Source organism: Pseudomonas sp. GW821-FHT02A11, assembly GCF_059421985.1.
The window spans coordinates 1-26,997 of sequence record NZ_JBWKWB010000043.1 but is presented as its reverse complement, the minus strand read 5'-3'; the positions used below and the strand labels follow the sequence as shown (position 1 = coordinate 26,997).

General features: G+C 61.5%; 20 protein-coding genes and 2 riboswitches. Of the genes, 7 read left to right on the top strand and 13 right to left on the bottom strand.

The window, feature by feature from the left end; all coding sequences use genetic code 11:
* Positions 1-109 precede the first annotated feature (109 nt).
* From AC07V9_RS29035 to AC07V9_RS29015, 5 genes are all read right to left on the bottom strand, one after another.
* Positions 110-1,249: a Gfo/Idh/MocA family protein gene (locus AC07V9_RS29035; protein ID WP_495019060.1), complete on the bottom strand. Its 1,140-nt coding sequence runs from the start codon at positions 1,247-1,249 to the stop codon at positions 110-112.
* Positions 1,250-1,492: 243 nt separating this feature from the next.
* On the bottom strand, positions 1,493-2,260 hold the full coding sequence (locus AC07V9_RS29030; RefSeq protein ID WP_495019059.1) for an SDR family oxidoreductase: 768 nt from the start codon (positions 2,258-2,260) through the stop codon (positions 1,493-1,495).
* A gap of 40 nt (positions 2,261-2,300) precedes the next feature.
* Complete coding sequence (locus AC07V9_RS29025) at positions 2,301-3,368, bottom strand: phosphotransferase family protein (RefSeq protein ID WP_495019058.1); 1,068 nt, start codon at positions 3,366-3,368, stop codon at positions 2,301-2,303.
* Between the two features lie 200 nt (positions 3,369-3,568).
* Positions 3,569-3,883 (bottom strand): SCP2 sterol-binding domain-containing protein, encoded by a 315-nt coding sequence (locus AC07V9_RS29020; RefSeq protein ID WP_495019057.1) that lies wholly within the window; start codon positions 3,881-3,883, stop codon positions 3,569-3,571.
* A 56-nt stretch (positions 3,884-3,939) separates the two neighbouring features.
* Positions 3,940-4,650: a histidine phosphatase family protein gene (locus tag AC07V9_RS29015; RefSeq protein WP_495019056.1), complete on the bottom strand. Its 711-nt coding sequence runs from the start codon at positions 4,648-4,650 to the stop codon at positions 3,940-3,942.
* A gap of 205 nt (positions 4,651-4,855) precedes the next feature.
* Between AC07V9_RS29015 and sohB the strand changes: the two genes are divergently transcribed.
* Positions 4,856-5,878 (top strand): protease SohB, encoded by a 1,023-nt coding sequence (gene sohB, locus AC07V9_RS29010; RefSeq protein WP_495019055.1) that lies wholly within the window; start codon positions 4,856-4,858, stop codon positions 5,876-5,878.
* 218 nt (positions 5,879-6,096) lie between these two features.
* Here the strand turns inward: sohB and AC07V9_RS29005 are convergent, their stop codons facing one another.
* Together AC07V9_RS29005 and AC07V9_RS29000 are read right to left on the bottom strand one after the other, a co-directional pair.
* Entirely contained in the window at positions 6,097-6,591 is a 495-nt protein-coding gene (locus AC07V9_RS29005) for a DUF934 domain-containing protein (protein WP_495019054.1), read from the bottom strand.
* A complete protein-coding gene (locus tag AC07V9_RS29000; RefSeq protein WP_495019053.1) occupies positions 6,575-8,233 on the bottom strand; it encodes a nitrite/sulfite reductase in 1,659 nt (552 codons plus the stop codon). Before AC07V9_RS29000 ends, AC07V9_RS29005 begins: the two co-directional genes overlap by 17 nt.
* 554 nt (positions 8,234-8,787) lie before the next feature.
* On the opposite strand from AC07V9_RS29000, the gene AC07V9_RS28995 reads away from it, so the two are divergent.
* Positions 8,788-9,876 (top strand): ABC transporter substrate-binding protein, encoded by a 1,089-nt coding sequence (locus AC07V9_RS28995; RefSeq protein ID WP_495019052.1) that lies wholly within the window; start codon positions 8,788-8,790, stop codon positions 9,874-9,876.
* Between the two features lie 12 nt (positions 9,877-9,888).
* On the opposite strand, the gene AC07V9_RS28990 is transcribed toward AC07V9_RS28995, so the two are convergent.
* The gene (locus AC07V9_RS28990; RefSeq protein WP_495019051.1) at positions 9,889-10,131 is read right to left on the bottom strand and encodes a DUF2970 domain-containing protein; all 243 of its coding nucleotides are present in this window, start codon (positions 10,129-10,131) and stop codon (positions 9,889-9,891) included.
* A gap of 391 nt (positions 10,132-10,522) precedes the next feature.
* Positions 10,523-14,233, bottom strand: a complete 3,711-nt coding sequence (gene metH, locus AC07V9_RS28985; protein ID WP_495019050.1) for a methionine synthase — start codon at positions 14,231-14,233, stop codon at positions 10,523-10,525.
* Positions 14,234-14,404: 171 nt separating this feature from the next.
* Between metH and AC07V9_RS28980 the strand changes: the two genes are divergently transcribed.
* The 3 genes from AC07V9_RS28980 (at position 14,405) to nfuA (ending at position 18,744) form a co-directional block, all read left to right on the top strand.
* Positions 14,405-16,705, top strand: coding sequence for a fatty acid cis/trans isomerase (locus tag AC07V9_RS28980; protein ID WP_495019049.1), 2,301 nt, complete (start codon positions 14,405-14,407; stop codon positions 16,703-16,705).
* Between the two features lie 325 nt (positions 16,706-17,030).
* Positions 17,031-18,053: an acyltransferase family protein gene (locus AC07V9_RS28975; RefSeq protein ID WP_495019048.1), complete on the top strand. Its 1,023-nt coding sequence runs from the start codon at positions 17,031-17,033 to the stop codon at positions 18,051-18,053.
* Between the two features lie 97 nt (positions 18,054-18,150).
* A complete protein-coding gene (nfuA, locus tag AC07V9_RS28970; protein ID WP_495019047.1) occupies positions 18,151-18,744 on the top strand; it encodes a Fe-S biogenesis protein NfuA in 594 nt (197 codons plus the stop codon).
* Positions 18,745-18,873: 129 nt separating this feature from the next.
* On the opposite strand, the gene cobM is transcribed toward nfuA, so the two are convergent.
* The 4 genes from cobM to AC07V9_RS28950 form a co-directional block, all read right to left on the bottom strand.
* Positions 18,874-19,620: a precorrin-4 C(11)-methyltransferase gene (gene cobM / locus AC07V9_RS28965; RefSeq protein ID WP_495019046.1), complete on the bottom strand. Its 747-nt coding sequence runs from the start codon at positions 19,618-19,620 to the stop codon at positions 18,874-18,876.
* 142 nt (positions 19,621-19,762) lie between these two features.
* Positions 19,763-20,176: a cobalamin biosynthesis protein gene (locus AC07V9_RS28960; protein WP_495019045.1), complete on the bottom strand. Its 414-nt coding sequence runs from the start codon at positions 20,174-20,176 to the stop codon at positions 19,763-19,765.
* Positions 20,176-20,898 (bottom strand): CbtA family protein, encoded by a 723-nt coding sequence (locus AC07V9_RS28955; RefSeq protein ID WP_495019044.1) that lies wholly within the window; start codon positions 20,896-20,898, stop codon positions 20,176-20,178. Before AC07V9_RS28955 ends, AC07V9_RS28960 begins: the two co-directional genes overlap by 1 nt.
* Before the next feature lie 11 nt (positions 20,899-20,909).
* Positions 20,910-21,095: a CbtB domain-containing protein gene (locus tag AC07V9_RS28950; RefSeq protein WP_495019043.1), complete on the bottom strand. Its 186-nt coding sequence runs from the start codon at positions 21,093-21,095 to the stop codon at positions 20,910-20,912.
* Between the two features lie 97 nt (positions 21,096-21,192).
* Positions 21,193-21,407, bottom strand: a riboswitch (cobalamin riboswitch).
* A gap of 202 nt (positions 21,408-21,609) precedes the next feature.
* Positions 21,610-21,831: riboswitch (cobalamin riboswitch) on the top strand.
* A 132-nt stretch (positions 21,832-21,963) separates the two neighbouring features.
* On the opposite strand from AC07V9_RS28950, the gene cobW reads away from it, so the two are divergent.
* Positions 21,964-23,034, top strand: coding sequence for a cobalamin biosynthesis protein CobW (gene cobW, locus AC07V9_RS28945; protein ID WP_495019042.1), 1,071 nt, complete (start codon positions 21,964-21,966; stop codon positions 23,032-23,034).
* 2 nt (positions 23,035-23,036) lie between these two features.
* Entirely contained in the window at positions 23,037-26,810 is a 3,774-nt protein-coding gene (gene cobN, locus AC07V9_RS28940) for a cobaltochelatase subunit CobN (RefSeq protein WP_495019041.1), read from the top strand.
* Positions 26,811-26,997 lie beyond the last annotated feature (187 nt).

The window sequence follows — 26,997 nt, the reverse complement described above, 5'->3', positions numbered from 1 at the left end:
TGCTGAAGAAAAAGCAGGATTACGACCCTGCCAGACGTTTGGGGGTTGCCCCCCAAACATAGAATCTCCCACAGGTTGGGTATGCGTTTGGTTCGGTACATCGGGCGTATTAAATATCCGAAACCTTCACCCAACGCATCTCCCTGGCCGCCACGCGAATCGCCGTTGCCAATCGCTCCACCTCCAGCGCCTCGGCAAAATCCGGCCCTTCATTGCCCTGGCCGGTCAACGCCTGAATCAATGCATGCACTTCCAGGGTCTTGAGCTCGTTGTAGCCCAATTGATGCCCCGGCGCCGGGCAGAACGCGGCGTAACCGGCTTGAGCAGGCCCTGCGAGAATCCGCTGAAACCCGTCACGACCCGGCTCTCCAGCTCGGTACAGGCGCAGCTCATTCAGACGCTCTTGGTCAAACGACAACGTGCCTTGAGTGCCACTGATCTCGAAACTCAGGTGATTCTTGTAGCCATGCTTGAGCCAGCTGGTGCCAAAGGTGCCGCGCGCGCCATTGGCGAAGCGCAGCAGCGCGTAGGTCTGGTCGTCGATGGCGATCTGGCGCTGGTCCTGACTGCCTTGGGACGCAGGGCGCTGAGCGTGCACGGTGTGCGAGTCGGCGCACACCGCCTCGATATCGCCCAACAGGTAACGGGCCATGGCCAGCAGGTGACTGCCCAAGTCCGCCAGCGCACCACCGGCGTGAGCCTGTTCGCAACGCCAGGACCACGGCTGCTGCGGGTCGCCCATGAAGTCTTCGCTGAATTCACCCTGAAAGCTGACGATCTGTCCCAGCTCGCCGCTTTCAATCATCTGCCGCGCCAGGCCCAGGATCGGGTTGTGCTGGTAGTTGTAGCCGACGCGGGTCACGACCCCGGCCTTGCGCGCCGCGCTGTGCATCTCGCGGGCCTGCTCCAGGCTCACTGCCAGCGGTTTCTCGCAGTACACCGCCTTGCCCGCTTCCAGCGCCGCCATGGCCATGGGGAAGTGCAGGTGATTGGGCGTGGTGATGGCCACTAGATTCACCGTCGGGTCGTTGATCAGCTGTTGCCAGTGGGCGTGGCTGCGATCGAAGCCCCAGGAGCGTGCGCATTGTTCAGCGCGGGCGGCATCGGCGTCGGCCAGTGCGACGAGCTTGAGGTTGACCGCAAGGTCGAAAGTCGTGCGGGCGTTGTGAAAGGCCAGGGCGTGTGCCCGACCCATGAAGCCTGTGCCGATCAGGCCGATACCCAGATCCCGAAGAGATGTTTCGCGCATGACAAGCGTCCTTGGAGGATTGTTGTTGTGCGGAAAATGTATTCGGGGATGGCGCTGGATGGAATCTTTATTCCATCAAATAGACCTCAGATTCGCCTCACCTTTACCGCGGGTGAAAGATCTGTGGGAGCGAATTCATTCGCGAGACGTAGGCACAACCGGCACACAGGTGCCGATTGTATGAATGCCTCGCGAATGAATTCGCTCTCACAGGGAATCACCCAACGAACGTGACTCAGGTCCTCAGGACAGAAACCCGCCATCCACATTCAACGCCACACCCGTGGTGTAGCTCGATGCATCGCTGGCCAGGTACAGCACGGTGCCAGCCATTTCGCTCGGCGCGGCCACACGCTTGAGGGGGATCTGCGCCAGTGCGGTTTTCAGAATCGCTTCATTGCTCACCAGCGCCGAGGCGAACTTGGTGTCGGTCAGGCCCGGCAGCAGGGCGTTGCAGCGGATGCCGAACTGGGCGCATTCCTTGGCGAAGACCTTGGTCATGTTGATCACTGCCGCCTTGGTCACCGAATAGATGCCCTGGAACACCCCCGGGGAAACGCCATTGATCGACGCCACGTTGATGATGCTGCCGCCGCCGTGCTCGCGCATCAGCTTGCCGGCCTCAACAGACATGAAGAAGTAACCGCGAATGTTCACGTCGACGGTCTTTTGGAAGGCGCCCAGGTCGGTGTCCAGCACGTTGCAGAACTGCGGGTTGGTGGCCGCGTTGTTGACCAGAATGTCGAGGCGGCCGAATTCTTCACGAATGCGCGCAAAGACCCCGCTGATCTGCTCCATCTCGCCGATGTGACAGGCGATGGCAGTGGCTTTGCCGCCGTCGGCGATGATTGCGTCGGCCACGTGCTGGCAGCCTTCGAGCTTGCGGCTGGATACGATGACGTGGGCGCCTTGCTGGGCCAGCAGCCGGGCGATGGCCTCGCCGATGCCGCGGCTGGCGCCGGAAACAAAGGCGATCTTGCCGTCGAGGTCGAACAGTTGGGTCTTGGACATGTTGCCTTCCTTATCGTGTCGCAATCGGAGTCGGGAGCGGTTACAGGCTGGAACGGCCGATGACCTGCAAGGCCATGTGTTCGAGCAGCTTGTTCATGTGAATGAACTGGGCAAAGCGTTTGTCCTGGGTCTGGCCGTGGAAAAACCGGTAATAGATCTGCTGGACGATGCCTGCCAGACGGAACAGACCGTAGGTGTAGTAAAAGTCGAAATTGTCGATGCGAATCCCGGAACGTTCGGCGTAGTACGCCACGAACTGCTCTCGGGTCAGCATCCCCGGCGCGTGGCTCGGCTGGCGGCGCATCAGCTGCACGGGCGCAGGGTCATCGGCCTGAATCCAGTACGCCAGGCTGTTGCCCAGGTCCATCAGCGGATCGCCCAGGGTGGTCAGTTCCCAATCCAGCACGCCGATGATCTGCATCGGGTTGTTCGGGTCCAGAATCACGTTGTCGAAGCGGTAGTCGTTGTGCACCAGACTGGATGTCGGGTGATCGGCGGGCTTCTTGTCGTCGAGCCAGCGCGCGACCTTTTCCCAGCGCGGCGCATCCGGGGTCAGGGCTTTTTCGTAACGCGCGGTCCAGCCGTGGATCTGCCGCTCGACGTAGCCCTGGGGCTTGCCCAGATCGCCAAGCCCGCAGGCGGTGTAGTCGACCTGATGCAGGTCTACCAGCTTGTCGATGAAGCTCTTGCACAGGGCTTCGGTTTGCGCGGCGTCGAAGTTCAGCTCGGCGGGGAGTTCGGAGCGCAGGATGATGCCCTTGACCCGCTCCATGACATAAAACTCGGCGCCGATCACTGACTCATCGGTGCAATGCACGTAGGCCTTGGGGCAGTAAGGGAAGGCGTCCTTGAGCTGATTGAGAATGCGAAATTCCCGGCCCATGTCGTGGGCGCTCTTGGCCTTGTGGCCGAACGGCGGACGGCGCAGCACGAATTCCTGCTCGGGGTATTTGAGCAGGTAGGTGAGGTTGGATGCGCCACCGGGAAACTGGCTGATCTGCGCGGAGCCGCTCAGCCCCGCAATGTGCGCCTTGAGGTAAGGGTCGATCAGCGCGGCGTCGAGTTCTTCGCCGGATCGAACCTGGGTGGACTGGTCGGTTAGCGCCATGCTTATCCCTGCTGTTTATTTTCAAGGGTCAGGATCATTGACTAATCTAATGCGCCCCCGGTCCTGCGAACAAGCTATGCCGCGCCTTATTGGCGAGCGTGTTACAGGTCGATCAGTCGCCTTGATCAGCCACGCTCGGAAACCATGGAGCAAAAAAAACCGAAGCCCGCAAGCTTCGGTTTTTCGGGTTCACTTCGCAATTACGAAGGGAACAGCTCGCTCAGTTTCATCGCCAGCATCATGTCGCCTTCGGCGCGCAGCTTGCCGGCCATGAAGGCCTGCATGCCGTCGGTTTCGCCGCTGACGATGCCTTCCAGGGTTTCGCCGTCCATCACCAGAGTGACTTGCGCGTCAGGGTTCTCGCCTTCCTGCAACTCGCAGGTCTTGTCCTTGACGATCAGCGAAAAGTTCTTGGTGTCGTCGATACGGAAACCGAACACCAGGTCCAGGCCCGCAGCGGCTTCGGGGTTGAACTTGGCTTTCATCGCTTGTACGGCATCGGCTACGGAGGTCATGGTGTCATCCTTTATATGAGTGATTGCAGGCACCTTGCGGGTGCGATTGGCCGGGCTCAGCGGTAAGTGATGAGCTCCGGCGCCTTCATCAGTTGCAGGTGCGCGTGACTGTTGAAGGAAGCCAGGGACACCTCGCGTCCACGGAATTTAAGCTGGTTGAGCGAGGTGTTGACGATTTGCCAGTTGAGTTCGAACGCCTGGGTCGCCGGCATCTGAGTGATCAGGTGGAGCAGGGCGGTGATGGTGCCGCCGGAGGTGAACACGGCGATGCGATCGCTTGGGCCTGCGCTGTCGAGAATGCGGTTCAGCCCCGATTGCACTTGTTCGACGAACGCCAACCAGCTTTGCAGCGCCGGAGTGTCGTGCTCGCCGCCCAGCCAGCGGCCGATGATCAGCGCGAACAGGCGCTGAAACTCGGCGCGATTGTGCGCGGCGTTGCGCATGACTTCCAGCGCCTCGGGCTCGTCCGGTAACAGGGCCGGGAGCAGGGCGCGGATGACGGCTTCGGCATCGAATTCGTTGAACGAAGGGTCGGTTTCCAGGGCAGGAGTGGCAAGGCCTGCAGCGTTCAGTTGCGCCAGCGCCGTTTCGGCGGTGTGGCGTTGACGAAACAGGCTGCCCGACAGGCAACGATCGAACGTCAGGCCCAGCTGCGCCAAGTGCGCGCCGAGGACTTCGGCCTGGCGATAGCCGGTCGGGGACAGGACGTCATAATCGTCTGCACCAAAGGAGGCCTGGCCATGTCGGATGAGGTAGATGCTGCCCACGTCCGTGTCGTCCCGGTACGTTGAAAGTGTTGGGAGGTTATGAGGGCGGTGCAGGGTCTGTCAATGAAAAAACATACGCTTGTTTGAATTGTTCAATTGTCACCATCTTTGACGGTCGTCCGGCTGGCCCGGCGCGGGGCACGCCGGTATGCTGAGGCCATTCGCCGATCCTGTCCCGGATCTGACATGTTGGTAAGGAGTCTTTGTGGAGTTTATTTTCGATTACGCCAGCTTTCTGGCAAAAACCGTCACGGTGGTGATTGCGATCATCGTGGTGCTGGTGGTCATCGCCTCGATGCGTGGCCGCGGGCGCCGCAGTGGCGGTGGTCAGTTGCACGTGACCAAACTCAATGATTTCTACAAGGGCCTGCGTGATCGGCTGGAAGGCTCGCTGCTGGATAAGGCCCGGCTCAAGGCGCTGCGCAAGTCCCAGGCCAAGGCACTGAAAAAGGACAAAAAGCAGACCGAGGTCAAACCCCGCGTTTACGTGCTGGATTTCGACGGCGACATCAAAGCCTCGGCCACCGAGAGCATGCGTCACGAGATCACCGCGCTGCTGACCTTGGCCACTGAAAAGGACGAAGTGGTGCTGCGTCTGGAAAGCGGCGGCGGCATGGTTCACAGCTATGGCCTGGCCTCCTCGCAACTGGCGCGAATCCGTCAGGCAGGCATTCCACTGACCATCTGCATCGATAAGGTGGCGGCCAGTGGCGGCTACATGATGGCCTGTATCGGCAACCGCATCATCAGTGCGCCGTTTGCCGTGCTGGGCTCTATTGGCGTGGTCGCGCAACTGCCCAACGTCAATCGTCTGCTGAAAAAGCACGACATCGACTTTGAAGTGCTCACCGCGGGCGAATACAAACGCACCCTGACCGTGTTTGGCGAAAACACCGAGAAGGGCCGCGAGAAGTTCCAGCAGGACCTGGACATCACCCACGAGCTGTTCAAGAACTTCGTCGCCAGCTACCGCCCGCAGTTGCAGATCGATGAAGTGGCCACCGGTGAAGTGTGGCTGGGCATGGCCGCGAAGGACAAACTGCTGGTCGATGAGCTCAAGACCAGTGATGAATACCTGGCGGACAAAGCCAAGACTGCAGAGGTCTTCCACCTGCATTACGCCGAGCGCAAGAGCCTGCAGGAGCGCGTTGGGCTGGCGGCCAGCGGTTCCGTGGATCGCCTGGTTACCGGCTGGTGGAGCCGGTTGATTCAGCAGCGGTTCTGGTAAGGAAATTTCGGGGGGGGCGTTTAACCCTGTGGGAGCGAATTCATTCGCGAGAGGTCGTTATGACCGACACGTCTCTGTCGGATGTACCCTCGCATCGCGAATGAATTTGCTCCCACAGATTCATTACATGCCTCCAGATAGGCTGCGTCAGCCCCAAACAAAAAGCCCCGGCTTCTCGCGAAACCGGGGCTTTTTGTTGCACGTTGTTCAGCGTCGAATCAACGACGACGGAACAGCGGCAGTGGCTCGTCGGTAGCCGCCTGGTACGTCACGGAGAAGTCCTTTAGGCTCTCCAGTGCTTCGTACGGGTCTTTGTCCGGGCGAATGGCGAAGGCGTCGAAGCCGCAGCGGCGCAGGTAGAACAACTGGTCGCGCAGTACGTCGCCGATGGCGCGCAGCTCGCCCTTGAAGCCGTAACGATCACGCAGCAGACGTGCGTTGGAGTAGCTGCGGCCATCGGTGAACGCCGGGAAGTTCAGGGCAATGACCTGAAACTGGTTGGCGTCATCACCGATTTCCTCGGCTTCTTCATCGCTGTCCAGCCACACACCCAGACCGCCATCGCGGGCCTTGAGCGCGTGACCGTGGTCGCGCCACAGGGCCAGCGGCACGATCAGGTCGTCGCAGTTGGACAGGCTGTCGAAGGTCGTGTCCTTGGGCAACAGGTGCCAGGTTTCGTCGATGACTTCGTTGTTCTTAATGATTCGCTGCATAGACGCGCTCCTTGAAAGGGTCGATGCCGATACGCTGGTACGTGTCGATGAAGCGCTCGTCTTCGTTGCGTTTTTCGACGTAGACGTTGATCAGCTTCTCGATCACATCCGGCATGGCGTCCTGTGCGAACGACGGGCCAAGGATCTTGCCCAGGCTTGCATCCCGGCTGGCGCTCCCGCCCAGGGAAACCTGATAGAACTCCTCGCCTTTCTTGTCCACGCCCAGAATGCCGATATGGCCGACGTGGTGGTGGCCGCAGGCGTTCATGCAGCCGGAGATGTTCAGGTCCAGTTCACCGATGTCGAACAGGTAGTCCAGGTCGTCGAAACGGCGCTGGATGGATTCGGCGATCGGGATCGACTTGGCGTTGGCCAGCGAGCAGAAATCACCGCCAGGGCAGCAGATGATGTCGGTCAGCAAACCGATGTTCGGTGTCGCGAAACCTTGCTCGCGCAGCTCGCCCCACAGGGTGAACAGTTTGCTCTGCTCGACGTCGGCCAGAATCACGTTCTGCTCGTGGGAGGTGCGCAACTGGCCGAAGCTGTAGCGGTCGGCCAGGTCGGCAATGCCGTCCAGTTGCTTGTCGGTGACGTCGCCCGGCGCCACGCCAGTCGGCTTGAGCGACAGGGTCACGGCCACGTAGCCGGGCTTTTTATGGGCCAGCACGTTGCGGGTGCGCCAGCGGGCAAAGCCCGGGTTTTCGGCGTCCAGCTGAGCCAGTTCGGCGCTGAAGTCTGGCAGCACCTTGTACTCGGGGTCGACGAAGTGTTTGGCGACGCGATGCACTTCGGCTTCGGTCAGGGTGGTCTGGCCGCCGCGCAGGTGGGCCATTTCCGCCTCGACCTTTTCGGCGAAGACCTCAGGGGTCAGTGCCTTGACCAGGATCTTGATCCGGGCCTTGTACTTGTTGTCGCGACGGCCATAGCGGTTGTACACCCGCAGGATGGCGTCCAGGTAGCTCAACAGGTCCTGCCATGGCAGGAACTCGTTGATGAACGCGCCGACCACCGGGGTACGCCCCAGACCGCCGCCCACCAATACGCGGAAGCCCAGCTCACCGGCAGCGTTCTTGACCGGCTCAAGGCCGATGTCGTGCACTTCGATGGCGGCGCGGTCGGAGGTGGAGCCGTTGATTGCGATCTTGAATTTGCGTGGCAGGTAGGCGAATTCCGGGTGGAATGTCGTCCACTGACGCACGATCTCGCACCATGGGCGCGGGTCAACCAGCTCGTCGGCTGCAACGCCGGCGAACTGGTCCGTGGTGACGTTGCGCAGGCAGTTGCCGCTGGTCTGGATCGCGTGCATCTGCACGGTGGCCAGTTCAGCCAGGATGTCGGGGATGTCTTCCAGCGCCGGCCAGTTGAACTGCACGTTCTGGCGGGTGCTGATGTGCGCGTAGCCCTTGTCGTAGTCGCGGGCGATTTTCGCCAGCATGCGAGTCTGGCGCGAAGTCAGCTGGCCGTAAGGTACAGCCACGCGCAGCATCGGCGCGAAGCGCTGGATATAAAGGCCGTTTTGCAGGCGAAGCGGGCGGAACTCTTCTTCGCTGAGCTCGCCGGCCAGATAGCGGCGGGTCTGGTCGCGGAACTGCTTGACGCGGTCCTCGACGATCCGCTGATCGTACTCGTCGTATACGTACATGGTGGTCCTGTTCTCAGGCGGTTCACTGCTGCTTGGACGATCTGAGAGGCGATGCGGTGCCGCCTGCATTCAGGATGTCCCAACAAATCTGCGCGCACGGTCGCGCAGCCTCAACGAGGCCGGGGGGAGGTTACCAGTTTGGGGATATGCGCAAAAGTGATGTTTGAATATAAGCAAAGAACTGAACGTGCTAAGCGCTTGGTCGGTTGCTCATACCCATACTTGTGATAAGGATAAAGCTCGACTTTACTCTGCGCATGGCCGAGGTCAACCGTCTTCGGTCCGCTTCATGTGCAATCACCGACAAAATCTACAAGAGGCGATGCAATGAGTAACCACCACCCTAAAACTGCCAAGTCCGACAGCCATGTGGACGCCTGGGCGATCCTTTTCATCATCATTCTTGTCGTGGGGGCTGCCGTTTTCTGGGTCAGTCACCAGTAACGTGACACTGCTCTTCAACGCCGGGTACAACTTACCCCACAGCTGCCGATGAGGTATAAGCAGGCCTGTGCAGGTGGGTTGCACGTTCTCGGTGTTGAGGCTCGGTGTCCATGATCAGGTTTTTCAGTGGCTGCCTCATCGGTGTGGTGGCCTGGCTGTGGGTGGGAAGTGCGTGGGCAGCCTCGGTGGTGTTTCTCAATCCCGGCTCTGCTCCGGACCCCTACTGGAACAGCTATTCGCGCTTCATGCAGGCGGCGGCCGATCGCCTGGGCATGGATCTGACGATTCACTACACCGACCGTGATACCCGCACGCTGTTGAGCTTTGCCCGTCAGGCGCTGCAGGGCAAGCAGCGGCCCGATTACCTGGTGTTCTCCAACGAACTGAACGTCGCTCCGGAGATCCTGCGCCTGTCCCTGGGCAGCGGCGTCAAGCTGCTGGCCGTCAACAACACCTTCACGACCGATCAGCTGAGCATTCTGGGCGATTTGCGCAGCCGTTATCCGGACTTCCTCGGCAGCATCGTGGCGAACGATGAGGAGGGCGGTTACCTGATCGCCAGGCGACTGATCGAGCTGCACCCGCCAGCGTCTGCCGGTCAGCCCGTCGAAATGCTCGCCTTCTCGGGAACCAACAGCACGCCGGTTTCCCTGCAGCGCGAGCAGGGGCTGTATCGTGCGTTGGCTGAACACCCGAACGTTCGTCTGCGCCAGATCGTGCTCGGCGGCTGGCGACGTGATCGCGCCAACGAGCAGGCCCAGGTGCTGCTCAAGCGCTACCCCGATGTGAGCCTGATCTGGGCGGCCAGCGACCTGATGGCCTTTGGCGTGATGGACGCTATCCGGGAAACCGGCAAGCAGCCGGGCAAGGACGTACTGCTGGGCACGATCAATGATTCCACCGCTGCATTGCAGTCGTTGCTCGAAGGCAATCTGAATGTGCTGGTGGGCGGGCACTTTACCCTCGGCGGCTGGGCGCTGGTGCTGCTCAATGACTACGATCACGCCGACAGCCAGACCCGTCAGCCCATCGGCACCTGGCGCGTACGGGCGATGCATATCCGCGAACGCCGCGACAGTGTGCTGTTCATGCAGGCGAACAATCGGGATGACTACGGTATCGACGTGCGCGAGTTTGTCGGCGGTCACAGCCCGCAAGGCGTGGCTTATCCGTTCGTGCGGGTGGGTGCTTCCAACTGACCTGCCCAGGCATCAGGGCACTGCAAAATGCAGCACCAGTTGCACGATGCCCAGCAACGCCAGGGCGAAGAGTGCGGTAAACGCGATGCCGATGATCACGAAATGCAGAGGCTTGCCGTGGCTGAAATCCCGCGCCCGATTCTTGTGGCTCTGCACGCCGAAGGCCGCCGCCATGACGCTGTGCAGCATCTGCCAGAAGGTGGGTGGTTTGGGATCGTCGGGGAGTTTCGGCGGGTCGTTGGATGGGCTGTCCATGTTCGCTCCAGCGCCTGTGAGGGGCTGGCGAAAGCATAGACGCAAATCGGTCGGGAGCAGGGGGGTCGACTCAATCCTTGTGGGAGACGCCGGAGGTGACGACGGCAGCGAAAACGGTGTGTCAAACAAACCGCATTCGCCACTGTCGCAGAGCTCCAGAAGGTCCCACAGGGTTTCATCTGCGGGTCTGTTGCCAGCTGGCTTGCGGGCGGTGGCATACCTCCGCCAGGAACATTCGGTTCGACACGATCCCTGTGGGAGCGAATTTATTCGCGAGGAGGGTCTGGGCGATGGAGAGGTGGTGGATGTACTGGCCTATCGCGACGAATTCGCTTCCACAATGGGGACCGTACACAGACCTAAGGCATGTGTACGGCCTTGATCGCTTAACTTACTCGTCATACCCCAGGTTAGGCGCCAGCCAGCGCTCGGTGACGCGCATTTCCTGGCCTTTGCGGGCGTTGTAGCTTTCCACCTGATCCTTGTCGACCTTGCCCACCGCAAAGTACTGCGCCTGCGGGTGAGCGAAATACCAGCCGCTGACCGCCGCTGCCGGGAACATCGCGTAGTGCTCGGTGAGGAACACGCCGCTGATGCCCGGCTTGCCGTCGCCCTGGGTCGGGTCGAGCAGGTCGAACAGCACGCCTTTCTCGGTGTGATCCGGGCAGGCCGGGTAGCCGGGGGCAGGGCGGATGCCTGCGTATTTCTCCTTAATGAGGTCCTCATTATCGAGTTGCTCATCAACCGCGTAACCCCAGTACTCTTTACGCACCTGCTGGTGCAGCCACTCGGCACAGGCCTCGGCGAGACGGTCGGCCAGCGCCTTGACCATGATCGCGTTGTAGTCGTCGCCCTTGTCCTGATAGGCCTTGGAGACTTCCTCGGCGCCGATGCCGGCCGTGGTGATGAAACCGCCCACGTAGTCGGTCACGCCGCTGTCTTTTGGCGCAACGAAGTCGGCCAGGGAGAAATTCGGCTTGCCGTCGGTCTTGATGATCTGCTGGCGCAGGTGATGCAGTTTGGCCAGCGGCTGGCCGTTATCGTCAAGCAGCTGGATGTCGTCGTGATCTACCTGATTGGCCGGCCAAAAGCCAAACACGGCGCGGCTGCGGATCAGCTTCTCGTCGATCAGCTTGCGCAGCAGTTCCTGTGCGTCCTTGAACAGCGCGGTCGCCGCTTCGCCCACCACTTCGTCTTCGAGGATGCGCGGGTATTTGCCGGCCAGGTCCCAGGAGATGAAGAACGGCGTCCAGTCGATGTAGTCGACCAGCACGTTCAGGTCGATGTCTTCCAGCACCTTGACACCGGTAAAGGTCGGTTTGTGCGGCTGGTAGGCCGTCCAGTCGAACTGCGGCTTCTTGGCGATGGCTGCGCTGTAGCTCAGACGCTCGGTACGGGCGCTACGGGCCGAGGTGCGTTCGCGCACTTCGACGTATTCGGCACGGGTCTTCTCGATGAAACCGGCCTTGAGCTCCTTGGACAGCAACTGCGTCGCCACGCCCACCGCGCGGGAGGCGTCGGTTACGTAGATCACCGCGTCGTTGCTGTATTTGGGCTCGATCTTCACCGCAGTGTGGGCTTTAGAGGTGGTCGCGCCGCCAATCATCAGCGGCAGGCTGAAGTTCTGGCGCTGCATTTCGCGGGCCACGTGGACCATCTCGTCCAGGGACGGAGTGATCAGGCCGGACAGGCCGATGATGTCGCACTTCTCATCCCTGGCCACCTGCAGGATCTTCTCCGCAGGCACCATCACGCCCAGGTCGACGATGTCGTAGCCGTTACAGCCCAGCACCACACCGACGATGTTCTTGCCGATGTCGTGCACGTCGCCTTTCACCGTGGCCATGAGGATCTTGCCCTTGGCTTCCGGCTTGTCGCCTTTTTCCGCTTCGATGAACGGAATCAGGTGCGCCACCGCCTGCTTCATCACGCGGGCGGATTTGACCACCTGCGGCAGGAACATCTTGCCCGAGCCGAACAGGTCGCCGACCACGTTCATGCCCGCCATCAGCGGGCCTTCGATCACCTCGATCGGGCGCGCGAACGACTGGCGCGATAGCTCGGTGTCTTCGACGATGTGAGTGGTGATGCCTTTGACCAGCGCGTGCTTGAGGCGCTCGTTGACTTCCCAGCCGCGCCATTCTTCGGTTTCCGCTTCCTTGACCGAGCCGTCGCCCTTGAACTCGTCCGCGATGGCCAGCAGCACCTCGGTGCCTTCCTCACTGCGGTTCAGCACCACGTCTTCCACGGCTTCGCGCAGCTTGAGCGGGATCTCGTCGTAGATCTCCAGCTGACCGGCGTTGACGATGCCCATGGTCAGACCGGCGCGGATCGCGTGCAGCAGGAACACCGAGTGGATCGCTTCGCGCACCGGGTTGTTGCCACGAAACGAAAACGACACGTTCGACACGCCACCGGAGGTCAGCGCGTACGGCAGCTCGTCGCGGATGTAGGCGCAGGCGTTGATGAAGTCGACCGCATAGTTGTTGTGCTCTTCGATACCGGTGGCGATGGCGAAGATGTTCGGGTCGAAGATGATGTCTTCCGGCGGGAAGCCCACTTCGTTGACCAGAATGTCGTAGGAGCGTTTGCAGATCTCCTTCTTGCGCGCCTCGGTGTCGGCCTGACCGGCTTCGTCGAACGCCATCACCACCACCGCAGCGCCATAGCGCTTGCACAGTTTGGCGTGATGGATGAACTGCTCCACGCCTTCTTTCATGCTGATCGAGTTGACGATGCCTTTGCCCTGAATGCACTTGAGGCCCGCTTCGATCACTTCCCATTTCGAGGAGTCGATCATGATCGGCACGCGAGAGATGTCCGGCTCGCCTGCAATCAGGTTGAGGAAGGTCACCATGGCCTTCTTCGAATCCAGCATGCCTTCGTCCATGTTGATGTCGATCACCTGGGCGCCGGCTTCGACCTGTTGCAGGGCGACCTCCAGCGCTTCGGTGTAGTTGTCTTCACGGATCAGGCGGGCGAAGCGGGCGGAACCGGTGATGTTGGTGCGCTCGCCGACGTTGACGAACAGCGAGTCGCGATCGATGGTGAACGGCTCCAGACCCGACAGGCGACAGGCTTTCGGGATGTCCGGAATGGTCCGCGGCGCGTACTTGGACACCGCGTTGGCAATCGCCTTGATGTGCGCCGGAGTCGTGCCGCAGCAGCCGCCGACGATGTTGAGGAAGCCGCTCTGGGCAAACTCTTCGACCACCGCCGCCATCTCGGCCGGGCTTTCGTCGTATTCGCCGAACTCGTTGGGCAGGCCAGCGTTGGGGTGCGCGGAGACTTGGGTGTCGGCCTTGTTCGACAGCTCCTCCAGGTACGGGCGCAGGTCGCTGGCGCCCAAGGCGCAGTTCAGGCCCACGGAAATCGGCTTGGCGTGACGCACCGAGTTCCAGAACGCTTCGGTGGTCTGGCCCGACAACGTGCGGCCGGAGGCATCGGTGATGGTGCCGGAAATCATGATGGGCAGTTCGAAGCCGATCTCGTCGAACACGCCCTGCACGGCAAAGATCGCCGCCTTGGCGTTCAGGGTGTCGAAGATGGTTTCGATGAGGATCAGGTCCGCGCCGCCTTCGATCAGGCCTTTGGTGGCCTCGGTGTAGTTCTCGACCAGTTCATCGAACGTGACGTTGCGGTAGCCGGGGTTGTTGACGTCGGGCGACAGCGAGCAGGTGCGGCTGGTCGGGCCGAGCACGCCGGCGACGAAGCGCGGCTTGTCCGGAGTCTCCAGGGTCTTGGCATCGGCCACCTTGCGCGCCAGACGCGCACCTTCGACGTTCAGCTCATACACCAGTGCTTCCATGCCGTAGTCGGCCTGGGACACTTGGGTGGCGTTGAACGTGTTGGTTTCGAGGATGTCGGCGCCAGCGTCCAGGTATTCCTTCTCGATCGCGCCGATGACGTCCGGGCGTGTCAGCACGAGCAGGTCGTTGTTGCCTTTGACGTCGCTTGGCCAGTTGGCAAAGCGCTTGCCGCGGTAGTCTTCTTCCTCCAGCCGATAGCTCTGGATCATGGTGCCCATGCCGCCATCAAGAATCAGGATGCGTTCCTTGAGAGCGTGATGAAGTGCTTTAAGACGCGCGTTGCGATCTGACATTGGCCTACCCGGATGAAGAAAACGGAAAAATGGTGACGCTCAAAAGTGCGAAATAATAGCAAACCTGTGCCGTTTTAAACCGTTCGGGAATTTACATGAATTTTGCTCACGTTGATGCCCGCGCTGCCCGAGTAGAATTGGCGGGTTTTTTATTTTTAGGACGCCCGTTCCATGTTGCATCGCTTGTTCGCCAATGTTTTGGCCCTGTTGTTTTGCGGTGCAGCGCTCGCGCAATCACCTCCGTCATCGCCCGCCATTTCCTACAGCCGGGACATCCAGCCGATATTCACCGAGAAGTGCGTGGCCTGCCATGCCTGCAACGATGCAGCCTGCCAGTTGAACCTGGGCAGTGGCGAAGGGGTGTTGCGCGGGGCGTCGAAAGTCCCGGTGTATCAGGGCGAACGCAGCCAGGCGATCGCGCCGACGCGGATTTTCTACGACGCCGAAGGCCCGGACGCCTGGCGCAAGAAGGGCTTTTATTCAGTGCTCGACGGCCAGAGCAATCAGGCGGCGCTGATGGCCAAAATGCTGGAGTTTGGCCACAGCACGCCGCTGGTGCCCAACGCCAAGCTGCCCGACGACATCATGCTGGGGCTCAATCGCGAGAACATGTGCCCGCTGCCGCAGGAATTCGACGGCTACGCCGCGTCGCATCCCCGTCAAGGCATGCCGCTGGCAGTCACCGGCCTCACCGACGTGCAATACAAAACCCTGCAAAGCTGGCTGGCCGCCGGCGCGCCGGTCGAGCAAACCCCGCTGCAACCGAGCGCGAGCGAAGCGGCGCAAATCACCGACTGGGAAACCCTGTTCAACCGCCCGGGCTCGACCGAAGCGCTGGTCGCTCGCTGGCTGTACGAGCATCTGTTTCTCGCTCACGTGTATTTCAGCGGTGGCGAGCCGGGGCATTTCTTCCAGTGGGTGCGTTCGCGCACGCCGAGCGGCCAGCCGGTGGACTTGATCGCCACCCGCCGCCCTGACGACGACCCCGGCACCACCTTTTATTACCGCCTGATGCCGGTACAGGGCGTGATTGTGCACAAGACCCACATCACCTACCCGATGGGCCCGCAGAAGCTGGCGCGGGTCAAGCAGCTGTTCTACAGCGGCGACTGGCACGCCACCGAACTGCCGGGCTATGGCCCGCAGCGTCGCGCCAACCCGTTCGATACGTTCAAGGAAATCCCGGCGGTGGCGCGTTACCAGTTCATGCTCGATAACGCTGAATACTTCGTTCGCACCTTCATCCGCGGCCCGGTGTGCCGCGGCGAGATCGCCACCGATGTGATCCGCGATCACTTCTGGGCGCTGTTTCAGGAACCGGCCCACGACCGCTATATCACCGATGCGGCGTACCGCGCCAAGGCCACGCCGCTGTTGGCGATGCCAGGGCAGAACGACGACGTGGGCAGCGTGCTGAGCCTGTGGCTGGATTACCGCAACAAGCGCAACGCCTATGAAGACCTGCGCAGCGACGCCTACGCCCACATGCCGCCGCCGGGTTGGGCGACACTGTGGGCAGGCAACGACAACGCCTTGCTGACCATCTTCCGCCACTTCGACAGCGCCACCGTCAACAAAGGCCTGATCGGTGATTTGCCGACCACCGTCTGGCTGTTCGACTATCCGCTGCTGGAGCGCACGTATTACCAGTTGGTGGTGAATTTCGATGTGTACGGCAACGTCTCTCATCAAGTGCAGACGCGCCTGTATTTCGACCTGATCCGCAACGGCGCCGAGGTCAACTTCCTGCGCCTGATGCCCGCCGACAAGCGCGACGACATCCTCGGCAGCTGGTACCAGAACAGCGGCAAAGTGAAGATGTGGATGGACTATGAGGCCATCGACGACGACACGCCCACCGGCATGAAACTGGACGAGAAAGACCCCAAACGCGACTTCGAGCGCAAGCTGATCGAGCGCGCCGGCACCCTCAACGCCGCGCCGGACCCGATCAACCGCTGCTCGGGGGCGTACTGTTCGCGGCCGGGGATCGGCCCGGTGTTCAGCGATGTCGAGCAGTCCCTGAGCCGTCTGGTGGCACGCCCGGCGGCGGGGCTGCGCGTCATCGATCAGTTGCCGGAAGCGACGATGCTGCGCATTCAGGACGGCAGCGGCAAGCGCATCGTCTACAGCATGCTGCGCAACCGTGCCCACAGTAATGTGGCCTTCCTGCTGGGCGAGGTGTACCGCTATCAGCCGGGGCTGGACAACCTGACGATCTATCCGGGCGTGCTGACCAGCTACCCGAACTTCATCTTCAACATCCCGGCCAATGAGGTGAGCGCGTTCGTCGATGCCATGGAGAAGGCCCACGATCACAAGGAAGCCTTCGAGAAGATCGTCGAGCGTTGGGGTGTGCGTCGCAGCCATCCGCTGTTCTGGACGTACTTCCACGATCTGGACCGCTACATTCAGGAGACCGAGCCGCAGGAGGCGGGGGTGCTGGATATGAATCGGTATGAGAACCTGTAACAGCGGGCCGCACGACCTGTAGGAGCGCGCTTGCCCGCGATGGCGGTGTGTCTGTGACGACAATACTGCCCGGCGGAACGCAATCGCGGGCAAGCGCGCTCCTACAATTTTTTTGCGTCTGCGGTGAGGCCCGCGTCACCCCCATTCACGCTGAACAAAACCCGAAAACCCTTATAAAACATGGCCTGCAGCCATTATGCAGCCCGTCAGTCGCGCCGAACCTTTTTGCAAACCCTGAAGTCGGACCCAGTGAGTCGCCCCTTGAAGCGTGGCCTTGTCGAGGTCCTGGATCGTGGGTCAAACCAGAGTAAGCAAGAGGTTGCAGATGTTGATTTCGGTTCAAGCCCTGCGGGCGCTCGCCGCGTGGGTCGTTGTGTGTCACCACTTCATGCAGATTTTTTTCGACTTTCATCCCAGCGGCCCGATCGGCCGTTTTTTCACAGAAAAAGGCGCCGTGGGCGTCGACATCTTCTTCGTCATCAGCGGTCTGGTCATCTACCTGTCCACGGTCGACAAAGAAATTCCCGCCAGCCGCTTCATGCTTAATCGCATCATTCGCATCGTTCCCGCTTACTGGCTGTACACCTTGGTCATGGGCCTGTTGGTGGTGGTCGCCCATCCGTTACTGCCGCATCAGGTGGTGGACTGGCAGAGTTTCATCCTCTCATTGCTCTTCATTCCTTCGGAAAACCCCGGCGGCTATGGCCTGTACCCGACCCTGAACGTCGGCTGGACCCTGAATTACGAGATGCTGTTCTACGTGTTGTTCTCGATGGTCTTCCTGTTCCAGCAGCGCCTGCGCCCGTTGATCATCGCCGCCGCGCTGTTCGCGGTGACCGATGTGCTGGGGCGTTCGGGCCTGATCAGCCGCTTTTACGCCAATGACATCGTCTATGAGTTCCTGCTCGGTATCGGTATTGGTGTCATCTACCGCCGCGGCTGGATTACCGAGCGCTTGTGGTTGCCGTTGCTGGCGATTGGGGGGGCTTTGCTGACCATCAAACAACTGCCGCCGGACCTGCGTATCGTCAATTGGGGCCTGCCCAGCGCGGTGATCGTCGTGGCCTGTATCTCCCTTGAACCCCACCTGCGCGGCAGCCGTTTGCTGAAAACCATGGGTGACTGTTCCTATTCGGTGTACCTGCTGCACGTACTGGTGTTGTACGGCGGCTGGCTGGCGACCGAGCGTTATGGCCTGAACCCGTACGTGGCGTTTGCCGTTTGCGTGCCGGTCATCGCTCTGGGCGCATGGCTGAGCTACGAATGGATCGAGAAGGGTCTGTATCGCCGCATGAAGGGCTGGCTGGATGGCAGAAGGGCGGTCAAGGAGCAGGCGGCGCTGTCCTGAGGCCTTCTATCGGGTCTATTACCTGAGCAAATTACTAGGGCTTTGTCAGTTGCCACGCAATGGCGTAAACTCCGCCCCACGTCTGCGAGGAATTTTCATGACCGCTATTACTATTACCGATGCCGCCCACGATTACCTGGCCGATCTGCTGCAAAAGCAGAACACCCCCGGCATCGGCATCCGCGTGTTTATTACCCAGCCTGGCACCCAATACGCTGAAACCTGCATCGCCTACTGCAAGCCCGGCGAAGAAAAGCCGGAAGACAAAGCGATCGGCCTCAAGAGCTTCACGGCCTGGATCGATGCGTTCAGCGAGGCGTTTCTGGATGACGCGGTCGTGGACTACGCGACTGACCGCATGGGTGGCCAGCTGACCATCAAGGCGCCGAACGCCAAAGTGCCGATGGTCAATGCCGACAGCCCGATCAACGAGCGTATCAATTACTACCTGCAAACCGAGATCAACCCTGGTCTGGCCAGCCACGGCGGGCAGGTTACGCTGATTGACGTGGTTGAGGAAGATGAGGCGAATATCGCCGTGCTGCAGTTTGGCGGTGGTTGCCAAGGGTGTGGTCAGGCGGACGTGACGCTCAAGGAAGGGATCGAGCGTACGTTGCTTGAGCGTATTCCTGAGTTGTCCGGTGTGCGTGATGTGACGGACCACACTCAGAAAGAGAATGCTTACTATTGAGTGACAGGTATTGCCAAGAAGCCCGCAGTGATGCGGGCTTCTTTGTTTTCGGCGTTTGGGTCATTGGGGCAGCCTTCGTCACATCCGACTGTGATAGGAAACCACCTTCAGCTCCCGCTCCCGGCAGGCTCACGGTCTAAAAAGATGAGCGTGGCCTGCGCGGTATAGTGACGACTCCCCAAACACATCGTTGCCCAAAACCCTCCCCACCAAAATCAACGCCGTGCGCTGAAACCCCTTAACCCTGACCTTCTCTTCGATATCCGCCAGCGTTCCCATCACCCAATCCTGATCCGGCCAGCTCGCGCGATGCACCACCGCAATCGGGCAGTCCGGACCATAATGTGGCGTCAGTTCCGCCACGATCCTGGCAATGTTATTGACCCCCAGATGAATCGCCATCGTCGCCCGATGCCGCGCCAGCTCCCCCAGCGATTCACCCTCGGGCATCGCCGTTTTATCGCCGTAACGGGTCAGGATCACGCTTTGTGAAATGTCCGGGAGGGTCAGTTCCGTGCCCAGCAACGCAGCACACGCCGCTGTCGCCGTCACGCCGGGGATGATTTCGAAAGGAATGCCCAGCTCGCGCAGGTATCGGATCTGCTCGCCGATGGCGCCGTACAGACTCGGGTCGCCCGAGTGCACGCGCGCAACATCCCGGCCTTGTGCATGAGCAGATTTCATCAAGGCGATGATCTGTTCCAGGTGCAATTCGGCGCTGTTGGTGATTTGAACGGCTTGATGACCTTGCAGGACGGCCTCTGGCACCAAGGAGCCGGCGTAGATGATCACCGGACAGGTGCGAATCAGGCGCTGGCCCTTGACCGTAATCAGGTCCGGATCGCCGGGGCCTGCGCCGATGAAGTAAACGGTCATTGAAACTCCGACGTCAAGAACGGGGGATGCCCTGTGGGAGCGAATTCATTCGCGACAAATAGTCCAGATGCTGCACGGGCAGTGTCTGGATGACCGCTTCGCGAATGAATGCGCTCCCACAGGGATTTCAGCGGAATTTGCATCATGGGCTGCTGGCTAACGCAAACGTAGCCCGCGAACTATTGCGTCGCTCGATCAGCAACTTCGCAGACGCCCCGCCCAGCCGCGAGGCCATGGCCAACGCCGTGCTTTCGGCCACGCCATAACATCCGGTGCTGTCGAAGGCGATCTGCGAGCGATGGCTCAGTTGCGATTCGAATACCGTCAGCTCATCGCTGCTGAAAAACCTCAAGGGCAGGGCCAGGTGTTCGGCCAGTTCCAGCAATCCGGCTTCGGTCGATTTGATGTCGATCGAGGCCAGAGCGGTAATGTCGGACAGCGTCAGTCGATGTTCCAGCAGGCTGACTTCGATCAGCCCTTGCAGCACCGATGCCGGGCAGCCGCGCTGGCATCCCAGGCCGATCACCAGAATCGGCCGCCCGCCGCGGTTGTTCATCAGGCGTGGCTGAGCTCGGAGGAGGCCAGTTGCGCGTCGTGACGACGGAACAACCAGGCGCTGATCAGGCCCATGGCGAGCCAGAACGCTGCGTTGGTCAGCAGCGAAGCGATCTTGAATTGCGCTTCCAGGGCTTCTGGGGCCAGTGCCGAGTGGACTTCCGGCTGCGGTGCGCCGACGACATGCGGCACTACCAGAATTGCCGCGCCCAGTGCTTTGAGCAGCCAGTTGTGAGCGAACACTATGAGTGCCAGGCCCACCGCAGTGGAGGCCGCCGTGCTGACCCACCAGATCTGCCGCTGCGTCAGATCGGCCGCAGCCGTGCCCGGCAGTTCAGGCGGCAGGCCCAGGGTGGGCGCCAGCACGAACACCGCAAAACCGGCCAGACCCCACAGTGCGCCTTCACGAATGCTGGCAGGTGTGCGCAGCGTGTAGAGCGCAGCCAGCATCAGGGCAAAACCGACCGCGACCACCAGATTGCCACCCGTGGTGGACAGCACGCGTTGCCAGCCGTCTTCCGGCTCCCAGGCTTCTTCGTCGTGAACGTGGGCGGCCATGGCGCCGTCGGCATGCGAGTGCTCGTGGACCTCGGCGACGGGGGCTTTTTCATACGTCTCGGCCTGCAGGATCAGCGGCGCGACCCAGAAGCTCTGGAAAAGCGTCAGCAGCAGCGCGGCGAGCAGTCCGGTAAAACCGGCCGTTTGTGCGATTCGCTTGAACATGGCGGCAGGTCTCAGTGGCAAGGGAAGGCGGAGCTGTGACGGGTGTCGTGGGCGGCGTTGTGCACGGCGGCGATGTGCGAGAAACCGGCGAAATAGACCAGGCAAGCGCCAAGGAACATCGCACTGATGGCGGCGGTCAGGCGTTGGCTTTGCGTGCGGGTGCTGCTGGCGGATGGGGTCGTGGTGCTGATCGACATGGCGCTTCCCTCTGAAATGTCAGCGAAGGGAAGGCGCAAGGAAAGCCACTGACAGACGTCAGTAGCCGACTCAACAGCGCCCGCCCACCGCGGGTTTGTTATGTGACTGTATCGGGCCGGTCTCCGGGCTTGCGAGGGGCATTGGACATGCCTGCAAGAATCGCCTTCCCATATCGCTGATCGACACAGTGGATCTGACTCTTCGCTCGCTTACCGTTGCGGGGGCAGCGCCGGACTTGCACAGCCAAAAGGGCTGCACGCACCGGTTTCCCGTTTCACCCTGTGAAGGGCACCCGTAACAAGGTGTGTAGGAGATCACGGCGCAAAGCGTCAGTCAAACACAAGTCGGACAAGGCGATCTTTCAGACCATGGTTTATTGGCTTGGAATGCTGACTTTGATGCCCTAAGGGCCTATTGGTCAGCATGCTAGCTCCCACATTTGCTTAAACGTGCCACGACCTGATAGACCGAGTTGCCAGCCTTCTTGCTCGTTGACCTTCCACCAGCCACTGCGTAGCCTTGCGCACTTGAGGTTCGCCGATCCGGCCGTTTGTCGGGCTTGGCGCTAAGAAGGGAATGTGGTGCAAGCCACAGCTGCCCCCGCAACTGTAAACGGTCATGTTCATTGCACAGCCACTGCGCGAGCGGGAAGGCGCGATGAACGCGTGTGATCTGGCACTCCGCCAGCCCATCGCCACCGTGAGCCAGGAGACCTGCCTCGAACACGGGCCTGTTTTGCAACAGTCTCGACGAATTCTCACTACAACCGGGCGGGGTGATCCGGTGGCGAATCGAACGGCGGGCCTGTCGGAGCGACGGTCAAGCGGTTCTCGTCCTGTTTGCCCGCCGCAGCGCCTGAGGGCAACCATGAAAACACTGGCCAAACTTCCCGTTACCATCGTCACCGGCTTCCTCGGCTCGGGCAAAACCACCTTGCTGCGTCACATGCTCGATAACGCCGAAGGGCGCCGTATTGCGGTGATCGTCAACGAATTCGGCGAACTGGGCATCGACGGCGACATCCTCAAGCAATGCACCATCGGTTGCACCGAAGAAGAAGCCACCGGCCGCGTCTACGAACTAGCCAACGGCTGCCTGTGCTGCACCGTTCAGGAAGAATTCTTCCCGGTGATGCAGGAGCTGGTCGCCCGTCGCGGCGATCTGGACCACATCCTCATCGAAACCTCAGGCCTGGCGCTACCCAAACCGCTGGTTCAGGCGTTCCAGTGGCCGGAAATCCGCAACGCCTGCACCGTTGACGCGGTGATCACCGTGGTCGACAGCCCGGCCGTGATCGCCGGCACCTTCGCCGCCTTCCCGGATCAGGTCGACGCCCAGCGCAAACTCGACCCGAACCTGGACCACGAGTCGCCGCTGCACGAGCTGTTCGCCGACCAACTGGCCAGCGCCGACCTGGTCATCCTCAACAAAGCCGACATGCTCGACGCCCAAGCCCTGGCCGCCGTGCGTGCCGAAGTCGCCGAGGAGCTGCCGCCCGCGGTGAAAGTGATCGAGGCCAGCAAGGGCCAGCTGCCGATCAGCGTGCTGCTGGGTCTGGGCGCTGAGTCCGAGCTGCACATCGACGGCCGCAAGACTCACCACGATCATCACGAAGGCGATGACCACGACGACCACGATCACGATGCCTTCGACTCAATCTCCATTTCCCTGCCTCAAGCCGACGAAGCGCTGTTGCTCGACGCCCTGACTCAGGCGGTCGTGCAGCACGGCATCCTGCGGGTCAAAGGGTTCGCGGCGATTCCGGGCAAGCCAATGCGCCTGCTGGTGCAGGGCGTTGGCACGCGTTTCGACAAGCATTTCGACCGTGCCTGGAAGGCCAGCGAGGAGCGCGTCACCCATCTGGTACTGATCGGTCAGGCACTGGACGCCGCCGTGCTTGAAGCCCAGCTGCGCGCCGCGCTCGAGAGCAAAGGCTAAGCATGCACCTGCTGCGCACCCAGCCCGGCGGCTTTGTCCCCGACGACAGCATCGCTGACCTGGGCCAGACCCCCGCCGATCTGGTGATTCTGTGCAGCGGCGATTCCCATCTGGCGTTGCTCGCTGAAACCGCACAGCAACTGCCGGACGATTACCCCAGCCTGCGCCTGGCCAACCCCATGCAGGTGCAGAACCACGCTTCGGTCGATCTGTATGTCGACGAAGTGCTGCAGCACGCCAGGGTGATTCTCATCTCCCTGCACGGCGGCATTGGCTATTGGCGTTATGGCGTCGAGCGGCTGGTGGAGCTGGCCGCTCGAAAGGGCGGCGGGGTGAAGCTGATTCTGGTGCCGGGCGACGATCGCCCGGACCCGGAACTCAGCGACCTGAGCACCGAGCCCGCTGAGGATCGCGAGCGCCTCTGGCATTACCTGCGCCAGGGCGGCAAACACAACGCCTTGCAGCTGTTCAATTGCCTGGCCCAGCGTTGGCTGGATCGCGATTACGCCTGGGAGCCGCCGCAGACGCTGCCTCGCGTGGCGATCTATCACCCACGCAAGGCCCGCGCCGAACTGGCGGACTGGCGGGCGGACTGGCGCGCCGAGCAACCGGTGGCGGCCGTGCTGTTCTACCGCTCGCACTTGCAGGCGGCCAATACCGGCTTTATCGACGTGTTCTGCGAGCGACTGTTGGCGCAGGGGCTGAACCCGTTGCCTATCGCGGTAGCCAGCCTGAAAGAACCGGCGTGCCTGGACGCTGTGCAAGACTGGCTCGACGAGACCGGCTGCGAAGTGATCCTCAATACCACCGGTTTTGCCCAGTCCAGCCCCGAAGCGCCGCATTTGCGACCATTTCGTCTAAACGTTCCGGTGATCCAGGCGATCTGCGCCCAGGACAACGAACCCGCCTGGCAGGCCAGCGAGCAGGGGCTGGGTTCTCGCGATCTGGCGATGCACATTGCGCTGCCGGAACTGGACGGGCGCATCATCAGCCGACCCATCAGCTTCAAGGACCTGGCCTGGTACAGCGAGCGCAGTCAGTCCGATGTGGTGTGCTACCGCGCCCAGCCCGAGCGTATGGACTTCGTCGCCGAACTGGCGCGACGCTGGGTGTTGCTGGCGCGCACCGCCAATGCCGACAAGCGCGTGGCGCTGATTCTGGCCAACTACCCGACCCGCGACGGGCGCATCGGTAATGGCGTGGGCCTCGACACGCCGGCCGCCGCGCTGAACATCCTCAAGGCTCTGCAGGCCGAGGATTATCCCGTTGAGGGCTTGTCGGACAACGGCACATCGCTGATTCACGCCTTGCTCGGTGGCGTCACCAACGACCCGGACAGCCTCGATCAGCGGCCTTGCCATCAAAGCATGGCCATGGACGAGTACATGGCGGCGTTCAACGCGCTGCCCGAGGCCAATCGCGCTGCCGTGATCGAGCGCTGGGGCTCGCCACAAAGCGACCCGATGTGCCGCAATGGCCGAATGATGGTCGCAGGGCTGCGTTTTGGCCTGACCTTCGTCGGCATTCAGCCGGCCCGTGGCTACAACGTCGATCACAGCGCGGTCTACCACGACCCGGACCTGATCCCGCCCCATGGCTACCTGGCGTTTTACTTCTGGCTGCGCAAGGCCTATGGCGCCCACGCGGTGATTCATGTGGGCAAGCACGGCAACCTGGAATGGCTGCCGGGCAAGGGTGTCGGTCTGTCCGAACACTGCTGGCCGGACGCGATTCTGGGGCCGATGCCCAATATCTACCCGTTTATCGTCAACGATCCGGGCGAGGGCGCCCAGGCCAAGCGTCGCACGCAGGCGGTGATCATCGACCACCTGATGCCGCCGCTGACCCGCGCCGAGACCTACGGCCCGTTGCGCAATCTGGAACTGCTGGCCGACGAATACTACGAAGCGCAACTGCTCGACCCGCGTCGGGCCCGCGAGCTGCAGAAAGACATCTTGAGGCTGGTGCGCGAAACCCACATCGATCGTGAACTGGCGCTGGACGAGGGCCTGGACAGCGACGCGGATGTCGCGATCTGGCTGCCGCGTCTGGACACCTACCTCTGTGATCTGAAGGAGTCGCAGATTCGCGACGGCCTGCACGTGTTCGGCGAGTCGCCAAGCGGGCGGCTGCGGATCGACACCTTGCTGGCGATTCTGCGCGTGCCCCGAGGCGATGGCCGTGGGGCCAACGCGAGCTTGTTGCGGGCGGTGAGTCAGGCGCTGACGCTGGGCTTCGACCCCTTGGACTGCGATCTGGGCGAGCCGTGGACGGGCCCGACACCTGAGGTTTTACGTGAGGTCAGTGCCGATCCCTGGCGCACCGTGGGCGATACCCGCGAGCGCCTGGAGCTGTATGCCGCGCTTTTGATCGAACAGGCGCTGGATGATTCACGTGATGCCAGCTCGTTTGACAGCGATGAGTTGAACATCATCGTCCATGCGATTAGAGAAGTCGTCGCGCCTCGGCTCGACAGCTGTGGCCCTGCCGAAATGCAGGGGCTGCTGGATGCCCTGAGCGGCTGTTTCGTCCCGGCCGGCCCCAGTGGCGCGCCCAGTCGCGGGCGGCTGGACGTGTTGCCGACGGGGCGTAATTTCTTCTCGGTGGATGTGCGTAACCTGCCAACCATGACGGCGTGGCGCATCGGTTTTCAATCGGCCAACCTGCTGCTGGAAAGGCACTTGCAGGACAACGGCGACTACCTGCGTCAGCTGGGTTTGTCAGTGTGGGGCACGGCGACGATGCGCACCGGCGGCGATGACATCGCTCAGGCTATGGCCTTGATGGGTGTGCGCCCGGTGTGGGCGACGGGCAGTCAGCGGGTCGACGACTTCGAAATCCTGCCCTTGAGCCTGTTGGACCGGCCTCGTGTGGATGTCACGCTGCGGGTCTCGGGGTTCTTTCGCGATGCGTTCGCCAACCTGATTCGTCTGTTCGATGCGGCGGTGCAAGCGGTCGCGGCGCTGGATGAACCCGATGACATGAACCCGCTGGCCGCCCGTGTGCGTGAGGAGCGCGAGCAACTGCAGCGCGAAGGCCTGAGCGCCGAACAAGCGGCCAAGCAGGCTGGCTGGCGCATCTTTGGTGCCAAACCTGGGGCGTACGGCGCCGGTGTGCAGAACGCCATCGATGGCCGCCTGTGGCAGACCCGCGAGGACCTGGCCCAGGTGTACCTGAACTGGGGCGGTTACGCCTATGGCGCTGCCGATGAGGGCACGCCCGCGCGCAATGACTTCGCCAAACGTCTGAGCCAGGTGCAGGCGGTGGTACAGAATCAGGACAATCGCGAGCACGACCTGCTCGATTCCAACGACTATTACCAGTTCCAGGGCGGCATGCTCGCGGCAGTGGAAAGCCTGAGCGGCGAGAAGGTCGCCAGCTACCATGGCGATCACAGCCAGCCGGACCTGCCTAAAATCCGCAGCCTTAAGGAAGAGCTGAACCGGGTGGTGCGCTCGCGGGCGGCCAATCCGAAATGGATCGAAGGGGTCAAGCGTCACGGCTATAAAGGTGCGTTTGAGATGGCCGCGACGGTGGATTTTCTGTTCGCCTTCGACGCAACCACCGAGCTGATCGACGATCACCAGTACGCGTTGCTGGCCGATGCGTACCTGCTCGACGCCTCGACTCGAGCGTTCATCCAGCAGCACAACCCCGATGCCTTGCGGGACATGACCGAGCGCATGCTCGAGGCGCAGCAGCGCGGGTTGTGGCAGGAGCCGGGCGAGTACCGCGCGGCGCTGGAAAATCTGTTGCTGGATATAGAAGAGACATGATCTTGTTGACTGTGCCGCAGCCGTTGAGGCTTGGCGCGGATATAAACTGTGGGAGCGAATTTATTCGCGAATCGGTGGTGCGATCCGCGCGTTTGCGGCGGATGTACCGGCCTCTCGCGAATGAATTCGCTTGTATGTTTAGACTTGATGGGGCGGGCAGGACAGGAAATTCGAATCTGACTCTAGC

Coding starts and splice junctions, on each gene's coding strand:
- cobN (WP_495019041.1), top strand. CDS start 23,037: ATGCACCTGCTGCGCACCCAGCCCGGCGGCTTTGTCCCCGACGACAGC.
- AC07V9_RS28950 (WP_495019043.1), bottom strand. CDS start 21,095: ATGTCGATCAGCACCACGACCCCATCCGCCAGCAGCACCCGCACGCAA.
- AC07V9_RS29020 (WP_495019057.1), bottom strand. CDS start 3,883: ATGACCTCCGTAGCCGATGCCGTACAAGCGATGAAAGCCAAGTTCAAC.
- AC07V9_RS28990 (WP_495019051.1), bottom strand. CDS start 10,131: ATGGACAGCCCATCCAACGACCCGCCGAAACTCCCCGACGATCCCAAA.
- cobM (WP_495019046.1), bottom strand. CDS start 19,620: ATGACCGTTTACTTCATCGGCGCAGGCCCCGGCGATCCGGACCTGATT.
- metH (WP_495019050.1), bottom strand. CDS start 14,233: ATGTCAGATCGCAACGCGCGTCTTAAAGCACTTCATCACGCTCTCAAG.
- AC07V9_RS28975 (WP_495019048.1), top strand. CDS start 17,031: ATGTTGATTTCGGTTCAAGCCCTGCGGGCGCTCGCCGCGTGGGTCGTT.
- AC07V9_RS29035 (WP_495019060.1), bottom strand. CDS start 1,249: ATGCGCGAAACATCTCTTCGGGATCTGGGTATCGGCCTGATCGGCACA.
- AC07V9_RS28980 (WP_495019049.1), top strand. CDS start 14,405: ATGTTGCATCGCTTGTTCGCCAATGTTTTGGCCCTGTTGTTTTGCGGT.
- AC07V9_RS29030 (WP_495019059.1), bottom strand. CDS start 2,260: ATGTCCAAGACCCAACTGTTCGACCTCGACGGCAAGATCGCCTTTGTT.
- AC07V9_RS28960 (WP_495019045.1), bottom strand. CDS start 20,176: ATGAACAACCGCGGCGGGCGGCCGATTCTGGTGATCGGCCTGGGATGC.
- nfuA (WP_495019047.1), top strand. CDS start 18,151: ATGACCGCTATTACTATTACCGATGCCGCCCACGATTACCTGGCCGAT.
- AC07V9_RS29005 (WP_495019054.1), bottom strand. CDS start 6,591: ATGCAGCGAATCATTAAGAACAACGAAGTCATCGACGAAACCTGGCAC.
- AC07V9_RS29000 (WP_495019053.1), bottom strand. CDS start 8,233: ATGTACGTATACGACGAGTACGATCAGCGGATCGTCGAGGACCGCGTC.
- AC07V9_RS28995 (WP_495019052.1), top strand. CDS start 8,788: ATGATCAGGTTTTTCAGTGGCTGCCTCATCGGTGTGGTGGCCTGGCTG.
- AC07V9_RS29025 (WP_495019058.1), bottom strand. CDS start 3,368: ATGGCGCTAACCGACCAGTCCACCCAGGTTCGATCCGGCGAAGAACTC.
- AC07V9_RS28955 (WP_495019044.1), bottom strand. CDS start 20,898: ATGTTCAAGCGAATCGCACAAACGGCCGGTTTTACCGGACTGCTCGCC.
- cobW (WP_495019042.1), top strand. CDS start 21,964: ATGAAAACACTGGCCAAACTTCCCGTTACCATCGTCACCGGCTTCCTC.